This is a genomic window from Brevibacillus sp. SKDU10 (assembly GCF_001645205.1).
Classification (GTDB): domain Bacteria; phylum Bacillota; class Bacilli; order Brevibacillales; family Brevibacillaceae; genus Brevibacillus_B; species Brevibacillus_B halotolerans.
Window position 1 is genome coordinate 1 of sequence record NZ_LSSO01000217.1, and the last position, 2,567, is coordinate 2,567.

General features: G+C 42.5%; 3 protein-coding genes. 1 reads left to right on the forward strand and 2 read right to left on the reverse strand.

Translation table 11 applies throughout. The features are described from left to right. Positions 1-104 precede the first annotated feature (104 nt). The gene (locus AYJ08_RS22620) at positions 105-464 is read right to left on the reverse strand and encodes a hypothetical protein (protein ID WP_064019554.1); all 360 of its coding nucleotides are present in this window, start codon (positions 462-464) and stop codon (positions 105-107) included. A 108-nt stretch (positions 465-572) separates the two neighbouring features. On the opposite strand from AYJ08_RS22620, the gene AYJ08_RS22625 reads away from it, so the two are divergent. Further along, entirely contained in the window at positions 573-1,787 is a 1,215-nt protein-coding gene (locus AYJ08_RS22625; protein WP_064019555.1) for a helix-turn-helix domain-containing protein, read from the forward strand. Here the strand turns inward: AYJ08_RS22625 and AYJ08_RS22630 are convergent. Next, a partial coding sequence (locus AYJ08_RS22630) for a DNA methyltransferase (RefSeq protein WP_255365476.1) occupies positions 1,753-2,567 on the reverse strand: 815 nt, incomplete at its 5' end. The genes AYJ08_RS22625 and AYJ08_RS22630 overlap by 35 nt on opposite strands.

A 2,567-nucleotide genomic window follows, 5' to 3' on the forward strand; every position in this document is an offset into this window, starting at 1 on the left:
ACCTAACAGAACGTATATTCCTATCCCCTTTCGCAATGAAAAAAGCGATCTTGGCTGGCTAGCACAAGATCGCTACCGAGTACCAAGCACCTCGGTTTTTTAGCTCATACTTTCCCCACGCGGCCACTGCGAATAAGCCACAGATGCAAGAAATACTCGGTTAGACCGAAAAAAACAGCGAAAAAGAAAATGCCATCCATCCCCATTTTTGTTCCACTAAAGATTAATTTAGTAAAGAAGACGACAACCAAACACATGATCATATCAAGAAAAGTCGTTAACCATAATGTACCTGGCTGCAAAAACATTACTTCCATTAACTGACCAAGGAGCGCTACCACTACACCTGCTACTACAGGTTCCCACCAATAAGGATAATAAATGCCACCATACACATTATCTAGTAGCAGGAATAAGAAAGGAGTCAGAACTAGCTTTATCCAGAATCCACTCAACGTTTTCATACCTCCTCTATCTACTTTCATAGCCTTGTTATAAACAAATTTAAGGATTGTATACCTTATTTGGGCTACTTTTTGGTAAAAATCTGTGAGGAAAGAAGGGGTCAACTCATGAGTACTTTATTTCAAGATAGTATGCACTACGTCACTATCGGCGAAATCATTCGCAATTATCGGCAACAAGCCAACCTTTCAATCACACAGCTTGCCTACATGACTGGGATTAGTAAGGGCGTCATCTCCAAAATTGAAAACGCTGATACGAAGCGTCCAGAATTAAAAACATTAAAACCCCTCGTCGAACACCTGCACATCCCCTATGCAGAAATTATCGAAGCGTATTTATTGGTGGAACCACGGCTTGAAATAGTAGAGGAGCTGTTGGAGGATGCCCTCCTCATTGGCAATATACAGCTTGTGCGCAAAGTTGCACTTAGTTATTTAAAGTCTCCTCAGGAAGAGACCGACCGTCTGCTCAATAGGTTATATGAACAAACTCAACAGGTAAAAGACAGTGTGTTAAAACAAACGCTGTACGATCTCATGGCTCAGTATGCGAGAGACCACGGGTTGCTTCAGCATTTGGCTCAGCTTTTTCTCCAATTATATTTAATGGCACAACAAAAAGAAGCGGACTTCGAATCCGCCTTTTACCTAGGAAAAAACGTATTATTTTATGCAGATCTCCTGCCTGCTGAGCAACAAATCCAGCTATACCAGCACATTAGCATGCATGCCTATCTATTATGCCGCTACGACGAATCCATCTTGTATAGTAAGGAGCTATTGCAGATTGCTCAACGCAAGCCTGCTGACACAATAGATGCTTACCGCATCTTATTTTACTCATCGTATGCATTGGAGGATTTCCAGGGAGCTAAAGAGGCTTTTATTTGCTATAGTCAAATCTCCCGCACCTCCTCCTCTGAGCATTACAGACTAATGAGAGCATTGCTTGAGTATCGAATAGGCAATAAAGCAACCGCTATTCGGCAGTTTAAAAAATGTCTAACGCATGCTAGCCGTAAAACCATTCTCGAAGTGGTCAATCAGCTCATGGAGATATACTTAGATTATGGCCACATTTCGAATATTTCCTCTTTACTTGAGGATAAAAATCTTTGGAGCATCCAACCCGAAACTTATCTTGAAAAAAGAAGCTACGGTCATTTTTATCGTTTACTAGGTCAATATTATCAGCAGTTAGGTAAGTTTTGGCAAGCCGAACAAAGTTATTTGCACAGTCTCATTTACTATGGCGATTACCATCCACAGGGCAAGCAAGAGTCCCTTAATCGACTGCTGTATCTCTATCAGCACCGCTAAGCGTAATGACCCGAAATCCATAATCAGTCTGCTGGCTTCCTGTTTCCTGTAAAATTTGTTCTCCCGCTCGTCTGATTCGTTCCTGACCTAGCTCACAAATGGTTCGGTAGCCTTGATGGTAGGCTGTGGAAGTAGCTGGTATGGCTTCTGGCAGCTGAATCATGATAAATTTACGTTTTCCCCCATCTTCTGCATTAAGCTGCATAACAGCATGGGCGGTAGTAGAAGAGCCTGCAAAAAAATCTAAAACAATGGATTCTTTATGCGTGACAATCTCCAGCACCTTTTTCATTAAGCGTTCGTCCTTCGGAAAGGGAAAAAGTTGACCATCCATGAGCTTTCGCAAGCGTTTCATCGCCCTTCTGCCATCATGATAAAACACGCTGTATGGAACCTGATGCTCTGTGTCATGGAGATATCGCTTTATACAGGGGATCGTTGTTTCATCTATACCAAAATGGATCAAATCTGCCTGTAGGAATTCTTTCATGCGTTGTTCGGTATAAGCCCAGCCTCTCGCTGGAACCTTAACAGGCTTTTTAGTAACGGGATGCAAGACATCATAGACAGGTCCCCCACCGCCCGGCCAAGAGATGTCTCCTGGAAAGTAAACTCCTTTTTCATCAATTGCGGCATAATGGCTGTGCTGCTTAGAGGGGTGGTTCTCTGGCAATGTGCGAAACCATTTTTTTAATTCCCGACTCGCCTCACAATATTGTCCGTTATATTTTTTGGCAAGATGCTTACCTTGCTTGTAAATTTCCGCCAAGCCTGTTTTTT